At 59.4% G+C, this 6,931-nt stretch carries 8 protein-coding genes; all 8 read right to left on the bottom strand.

Going from position 1 to position 6,931, the window contains the following annotated elements; all coding sequences use genetic code 11:
- Window positions 1-691 precede the first annotated feature (691 nt).
- A complete protein-coding gene (locus NHH03_RS23350) occupies window positions 692-1,627 on the bottom strand; it encodes a lactate/malate dehydrogenase family protein (RefSeq protein WP_253160241.1) in 936 nt (311 codons plus the stop codon).
- Window positions 1,628-1,690: 63 nt separating this feature from the next.
- Window positions 1,691-2,566 carry a class II aldolase/adducin family protein gene (locus NHH03_RS23345; RefSeq protein ID WP_253160237.1) on the bottom strand — a complete coding sequence of 292 codons (876 nt, stop codon included), beginning with the start codon at window positions 2,564-2,566 and terminating at the stop codon, window positions 1,691-1,693.
- Between the two features lie 101 nt (window positions 2,567-2,667).
- Window positions 2,668-2,949, bottom strand: a complete 282-nt coding sequence (locus tag NHH03_RS23340) for a EutN/CcmL family microcompartment protein (protein WP_253160235.1) — start codon at window positions 2,947-2,949, stop codon at window positions 2,668-2,670.
- Window positions 2,946-3,542 (bottom strand): hypothetical protein, encoded by a 597-nt coding sequence (locus tag NHH03_RS23335; RefSeq protein ID WP_253160232.1) that lies wholly within the window; start codon window positions 3,540-3,542, stop codon window positions 2,946-2,948. The genes NHH03_RS23340 and NHH03_RS23335 overlap by 4 nt, the downstream gene beginning before the upstream one ends.
- A gap of 26 nt (window positions 3,543-3,568) precedes the next feature.
- The gene (locus NHH03_RS23330; protein WP_253160230.1) at window positions 3,569-3,835 is read right to left on the bottom strand and encodes a EutN/CcmL family microcompartment protein; all 267 of its coding nucleotides are present in this window, start codon (window positions 3,833-3,835) and stop codon (window positions 3,569-3,571) included.
- Window positions 3,835-5,277, bottom strand: coding sequence for an aldehyde dehydrogenase family protein (locus NHH03_RS23325; protein WP_253160228.1), 1,443 nt, complete (start codon window positions 5,275-5,277; stop codon window positions 3,835-3,837). Before NHH03_RS23325 ends, NHH03_RS23330 begins: the two co-directional genes overlap by 1 nt.
- Window positions 5,278-5,306: 29 nt before the next feature.
- Window positions 5,307-5,615 carry a EutN/CcmL family microcompartment protein gene (locus NHH03_RS23320; RefSeq protein ID WP_253160226.1) on the bottom strand — a complete coding sequence of 103 codons (309 nt, stop codon included), beginning with the start codon at window positions 5,613-5,615 and terminating at the stop codon, window positions 5,307-5,309.
- Window positions 5,616-5,665: 50 nt separating this feature from the next.
- Window positions 5,666-6,898, bottom strand: a complete 1,233-nt coding sequence (locus tag NHH03_RS23315; protein ID WP_253160224.1) for an acetate/propionate family kinase — start codon at window positions 6,896-6,898, stop codon at window positions 5,666-5,668.
- Window positions 6,899-6,931 lie beyond the last annotated feature (33 nt).

Genomic DNA, 6,931 nt, shown 5'->3' with positions numbered 1-6,931 from the left:
GGTGGCGGGTGCGGGGGGAGAGTCTGAACCGTGGCCGGTCCAGCTACGGTGGGTCGGTTGGAATCGTAGCTGATCCCGCCAGGGTTCAGTCGGTGGCGGGTGCGGGGGAGAGTCTGAACCGTGGCCGGTCCAGCTACGGCGGGTTGGTTGGATTCGTAGCTGATCCCGCCAGGGTTCAGGCGGTGGAGGGTGCTGGGGGCAGATCTGAACCGTGGCCGGTCCAGCTACGGTGGGTCGGTTGGCAACGTAGCTGATCCCGCCAGGGTTCAGTTGGTGGCGGGTGCGGGGAGAGTCTGAACCGTGGCCGGTCCAGCTACGGTTGGTCGGTTGGTTGGCAACGTAGCTGACCCCGCCAAGGGTTCAGACGGTGGCGGGTGCGGGGGGCAGATCTGAACCGTGGCCGGTCCAGCTACGGTCGATTGGTTGGCAACGTAGCTGATCCCGCCAGGGTTCAGTCGGTGGCGGGTGCGGGGGGGAGAGATCTGAACCGTGGCCGGTCCAGCTACGGTCGGTTGGTTGGAAACGTAGCTGATCCCGCCAGGGTTCAGACGGGGGCGGGTGCCGGGGAGATCTGAACCGTGGCCGGTCCAGCTACGGCGGGATGGTTGGAAACGTAGCTGATCCCGCCAGGGTTCAGTCGGTGGCGGGTACCAGGGAGATCTGAACCGTGGCCGGTCCAGCTACGGTCCGCTTAGCGGACGCGGGGCAGGACCACTTCGAGTGTCTTTCGCAGTGCCGCGCCGCTGGCACGCAACCCTTGGACCTCTTTGGGCCACAGGTCGATTTCCATTCGATCCAGCACTCCGCTGCGACCGACGACCGTCGGCACCGACAATGCCACGTCGCGGACGCCATAGCAACCGTTCTGCACACTGCTGACCGGCAACACACAACGACGGTCCAAGATCACCGCGTCGATCACGTCGCGAATCGCAATGCCGACCGCAAACCCTGCACCGCCTTTGCGTTTGATCACTTCGGCACCGCTGCCACGCGTCCGCGAGAACAACTGGGTGGCCAACATTGGCGACCAACCGGGGTATTTGTCTAGCGGCAATCCCGCGATCGTCGCGCTGCTCCAAATCGGCACCATCGACTCGCCATGTTCACCCAAGATCAACGCTCGGGTTTGAGTCGGCGGCGCGTTGAGTTGCTGAGCGATCAAGGAACAAAAGCGGATCGTATCGAGTTGCGTTCCGAGTCCGATGACCTGATCCACCGGCAAGCCCAAGGTTTGCGCGGCCACGTAAGTCAGAATGTCGACCGGGTTGCTGACGACCAACACGATGGCCGTTGGTTTGGGGCCGGCCGCTTTGACATCACGCAAGATCTGGACGAATAAGTCGGTGTTGCGATTGATCAGATCCAGACGTGACTCGTCGGGTTTGCGGCGCAGACCGGCCGTGATGCAAATCACATCGCTGGTCGGGATGTGTTCGTAGCCGCCACCAACGATGGTTTGGTCGGCAACACTGGGGCTGCCGTGTTGCAGGTCCAACGCCTGGCCGACCGCCAATTCTTGGTTGACATCCAGCAACGCGATCTCGCGAGCCAGTCCGCCGCACTGCAGCGCGTAGGCCGCGCAGGATCCGACCAGTCCGCCGGCGCCGATGATTGATACTTTCATGATGAATTAAAATCTGAGAGAAGCTTGTGGGGCAAAGTCGATGATCAAGTCGCGGAAAAAACGCTACGACTTCATCTGACGAATCACTTCGTCGGTGATCAGCTTGACCAATTGTTCTTGATCGACACCGGCCGGCAGCCCGCCGCCGGTTCCATTGCTGCTGGCCGATGGGGCCGGACGCATCGAAGGCGGGGCTTCAAACGCACGTCGCTCGACACCGGACGACTTCCACGAATCGCGGAAGATGTCGTTCGCACAGATATCACAGTCCTCAAACTCTTTGGTGTTCCGTGGATCCTTGTAACCCCATTGGTCTTTCAGCTCCAACAGCTCACGTGATTTCTGTTGATCCAAGTAAGCGACATTGCCCAGTTGTTTGGCCAGAATCAACATGCGGCAATACGAATCCAGAATCTCGGTCCACCAGTAGGCCTGTTCGACGTTTTCGCCGTAGCTGACCGTGCCGTGGTTGGCCAGGATCATCACATTGGTCTTGTTCACAAACGGGATGATCGTGTCAGCGAACGCTTGTCCGCCGGGGGTTTCATACTTGGTGATCGGCACGTCGCCCAGGAACACTTCGACCTCTGGCAGAATGCACTGCGGGATCGGCTCGCGAGCGATCGCAAACGCCGTCGCGTGTGGCGGGTGGCAGTGCACGACGCTACGGATGTCTTCGCGTTGTTTGTAGATTTCCAAGTGCAAAAGTGCTTCGCTGGAACGTTTCTTGCGTCCGGCGATTTGCTTGCCGGTCATGTCGATCGTGGAAATGTCATCGGGCGTCAGGAAACCTTTGCAATGCAACGTCGGCGTGCACAGCACTTCGTTGTCGCTGATCCGAACCGTGATGTTGCCATCGTTAGCCGCGGCAAACTGGCGGTTGTAAATCCGGCGACCAATGTCGCACATGTCCTGTTTGATTTTGTGAGCGTTTTGCATGTTCAAGGTTTCGGTTGCGAGAAAGAAGGTTGACTGTTTTTAAATAGCGAGATGCAACTTCGCATCTGCGGTGTGTAGTTGTGATGCGTTCTTGGACGCGGTCATCCCAGATCGACTTGATCCAGTAGGGCGACAATCGCGGCATCGATCGGAACGACTTGGGGGCGAAACGGTTCCGCCGCCTCGGGGCCTTCGGCCAGGGCGACCAAATCACCGATTCCGCTGCCGCACAAATCCCAGGCCACATGGGTCTCGCCGCCGAGGGGTTGTTTGTCGAGCGCATCAATCGACTCCACCACTTCGACACAGCGCAGTTTGGATTGATGCATTCCCGGATGCGCTTTGGCGAGTGTTACGGTGCCGATGGTTCGTGCGAATTTCACGTCGCGTCTCCGGGGGAATGGTTGGCGAGCCGAGCGATTCGGGCGGCCGCGTTGACGGCGGCCACCAAATTCAATTTCTGTTGATCCAAAATCCAAACGTCGGGCGACAGTTCGGTGGCAAAGCGATCTACGTCGCCGATCGCCGAGATCAACACCGCACGCCGTCCAATACTACAACGCGCATAAACTTCGGCGGCCGGTTGATCCGTCCAAATGATTTCTGTCGCCGCTGGAATCGAAACGCCACGTCGGGCCAATTGTTCGGTCAGGATCGATTGCGGCGAAGCAATCGCCGCGCTACTGGCGCTAGCGGTGATCGCAGGCACGCCAGGTGACGTTGAAAACGTGATGCGGCGACGCGCCGCTTCCTCACGTGCCGCCGGTGTCACCACGCCGCCCGGGGCCAGAGTGACTTGCCGGTCGTCGGCATAGCCGCTGAGTGTCGCGAGGGTGATCAGTTTTTCGCCGCTAGGGTTCTCGCCGCTGGATTCGCAGGCGGTGGCTTGGCTTTCTCGCAGCCGCCGGATCACTTCGCGCGCAACCTGGGCTACAAAAGCCGATAGGTCGTTGCGATGCGAGTGGAGAGTGGTCACGAGAAAGATTTGATTTGGTTGAGGGGTTAGGCTGAGTGTTCGTCGATGATGCCGATCACGGTCCAGCGGGCCGGGGTGTGGTCGTGATTGCAAGCTTCGCGGGCGTACGATCCGTCGCTGGTCAACATCACGTGGTCGCCCCGGCGTGACCCCAGTCCGTCCAGTGCGATCAACGGCGGACCGTCGGCGCTGTCGTCCAGCCCGGTCGGCTGGACCACCACCAATCGCTGTCCGATCAAGCTTTCATGCTTGACGGTGGCGCGTGTCGATCCGAGTACAATCGCCGGTTGCATTAAACCACTCGCAGCTCATCGATCATGCTGCATCGCCGCTCGCGGGTGAAGGTCGTCGGCGTCGTCACACCCTCGCCGGTCGGTCCGGCGATCGAGAACGACAGATAGCCTTCGCCGCCCAGACCCAACGACGCCATGCAAGGTCCGTTTTTGACATACAACGTGGTGTCCAATTCGCGTCCCATCTTGGTCATGTTGCGAACATTGCGGGAGTGAATGATCGCGGTGTGACGGAATCCATGCTCGTACTGCTTTGCCATCGCGATCGCATGGTCGACGTCGCGGGCGCGGACGAACGGCAAGAACGGCATCATTTGTTCGACGCTGACGAACGGGTGATGTTCATCGGTCTCGCCGAATACCAGTTCAGTACCTTCGGGGACGCTGACGCCAGCGGCCGCGGCCAACACCGACGCGTCGCGGCCGATAAAGTCTTTACAGGCTGCATCGTGCTGGTCGTCACCGACTTGCACGATGGCTTTGGAAGTCAGTTGGTCGATCTGCGAGGCATTCAGCTCGACAGCCCCGGCACGTCGCATCGCGTCCATCATCGCGTCAAACACGGAATCGACGACGAACACTTCTTTTTCCGCAATGCACAGCAGGTTGTTGTCGTAGGCGGCACCCGCGATGATCGATCGTGCGGCCAAATCCAAATCCGCGGTTTCGTCGACGACGACCGGCGGATTGCCCGGGCCGGCGACGATCGCTCGTTTCCCACTGTTGAGTGCGGCGCGGCCGACGGCCGGGCCACCGGTCACACAGATCAACGCCACGCTTCGGTGTTTGAACAATGCTTCGGCCGATTCCAGTGTCGGTTCGGCGATCACACAGATCAGGTTGTCGATCCCGATTTCTGCCGCGATGGCTTGGTTGAATCGACGCACGCCTTCGGTCGCAACGCCTTTTCCCGAGGGGTGTGGATTGACGACAACCGTATTGCCGCCGGCGATCATGCTGACCGCATTGCCGGTGATCGTTGGCAAGCTGTGGGTGACCGGGGTGATCGCGCCGATGACGCCGAACGGGGCTCGTTCGATGATCGCCAATCCATGGTCACCGCTGTAGGCTTTGGTTTCCAGAAATTCGACACCCGGCGTTTGCTCGCCGAGCGTTCTTAATTTCTCGATCTTGTGTTCCGGGCGGCCGATTTTTGTTTCGTCCATCTCCATCAATCCCAGTTCTTCGCACTGGTCGATCGAGATTCGTCGGATGATGTCGATGATGCGTTTGCGATCGGCCAGCGAACGTTCCCGCAATTGCTCGAATGCCACACGGGCCGCGGCCACCGCGGAATCGGCGTCGTAGAACACACCGTGTTGTCCGCCACCGGCCTGACCATTGGATCGTTGGGCATTGGATGGTTGGCCACTGGGCATCGGACCGACTTCGGCCAAGACCTGAGCGACCACATTTCGAATTAGGTTTTCGTCGTATTGCATAGTGATGATTCGGTGGAATGAATGGGTGGCTAGTCGCGGTCGTAAACGCTGATCTTGTCGACGTGCACTTGGTCGACGATGCCGATGATCACCGCGTCGATGGGCAACGGTTTGGTTTCGGGTGTCAAACGAGCGCTGCTGCCTTGCGTGATCAGCACAAAATCGTCCTCACCGGCTCCCAGCGTGTCGACGGCGATGAACGTCCGCCCGGTGGTCACCAGCGACTGGCGTTTTTTGTCGTCCAGTCGGTACGGTTCGACGACCAGCAGTTTTTGGCCGACCATCGATTGCACCTTTTGCGTGCTGACGACCGATCCGGTGACGCGGGCGATAAACATTCGTTTCTGCTTGCGGGGAAAGGGAAAGGGGAAATACGGAAACGGACGCGTTACGAATGCTTCAGTGCGTGAATGGTTTGCCGCGCGACGATGACTTCTTCGTTGGTCGGGATCACCCACAATTGCGTTTTCGAATCCGCTGTGTGGAACGATCCTTCGCCCAGTTCGTTGCTGTGCTCGCGCAGATTGGCGTTGGCTTGCTGGTCCAGATCGATGCCCAGGTCCTGCAAACCACTGCAGACCCGTTGTCGAATCAGCACGTCGTTTTCACCGATACCGCCGGTGAACACGATCGCATCAGCGCCGCCAAGTGCGACCAGCATGCCGCCCAGGTGACGCCGAATTTCTTCGACGTAGACATCCAGTGCCAATTGTGATTTTTCATCACCCCGCTCGGCGGCCTGTTCCAAATCGCGGATGTCGCCGCTGTTTTCACTCAGCCCCAACAGGCCACCGGAACTGGCGAGTTGCCGGAGTGCTTCGTCGAGCGTTAACCCGGTGCGTTGCAAGATCAACGGCAACGCAAACGGATCAAAATCACCGACTCGATTGTTTTGTGGCAGTCCGGTTTGCGGAGTCATCCCCATCGTGGTCTGCACGCTTTGACGCGACTGGATCGCTGTGATCGAGCTGCTGCCGCCCAGGTGACACGAGATCACGCGGGCATCGTTGCGGCCGAGAATTTCGGCGCTGCGGAACGCGATGAATCGATGGCTGGCGCCATGGAATCCCCATTTGCGAATGTGAAATTCGTTGGCCCACTGGCGTGGGATCGCATACTCTTTTCGTGCCGCCGGAATCGTTTGATGAAAATCGGTTTCGAACGCGGCCACCAATGGCAACTGGGGGAATCGCGAGCGCAACGATTTCATCGCAGCGATATAAGGCGGGTTGTGTGCCGGTGCGGCGGCGTTCATTTCGCCCATCGCATCGAGCACTTCGTCGTCGACCACAAACACGCCCGACAGGCGGCCACCATGCACGGCTTTGAAACCGATCGCGGCGACTTCCGAAGCGTCTTTGATTGCCCCGTGTTGGGGATCGGTCAACTGATCTAAACAGGCTTGGACGGCGACACCATGGTCGGGCACCGGCAATGTCTGTTGGTCCGACCACTGGCCAATCGTGACCGTGCAGTTGCTTTGCGCATCACCGATCCGTTCGACCGCGCCTTGGGCCAGGCAGCGAGCGTTTTGGATGTCATCGATCGCTCCATCATCGGTCATTTCAAATAACCGATACTTGAAACTGGTCGATCCGAGGTTTGCAACAAGTACGAGCACGGGCGGGATCCTCCGCATTGGGTTGGGGTCAGT

The sequence above is a fragment of the Stieleria tagensis genome, from assembly GCF_024129865.1.
Lineage (GTDB): Bacteria > Planctomycetota > Planctomycetia > Pirellulales > Pirellulaceae > Stieleria > Stieleria tagensis.
This window is presented reverse-complemented; position numbering and strand designations above follow the sequence as displayed.

Excerpts from the sequence above, each read along its gene's own strand:
- NHH03_RS23325 (WP_253160228.1), bottom strand. The coding sequence starts at position 5,277 with ATGCAATACGACGAAAACCTAATTCGAAATGTGGTCGCTCAGGTCTTG.
- NHH03_RS23330 (WP_253160230.1), bottom strand. The coding sequence starts at position 3,835 with ATGCAACCGGCGATTGTACTCGGATCGACACGCGCCACCGTCAAGCAT.
- NHH03_RS23345 (WP_253160237.1), bottom strand. The coding sequence starts at position 2,566 with ATGCAAAACGCTCACAAAATCAAACAGGACATGTGCGACATTGGTCGC.
- NHH03_RS23350 (WP_253160241.1), bottom strand. The coding sequence starts at position 1,627 with ATGAAAGTATCAATCATCGGCGCCGGCGGACTGGTCGGATCCTGCGCG.
- NHH03_RS23320 (WP_253160226.1), bottom strand. The coding sequence starts at position 5,615 with ATGTTTATCGCCCGCGTCACCGGATCGGTCGTCAGCACGCAAAAGGTG.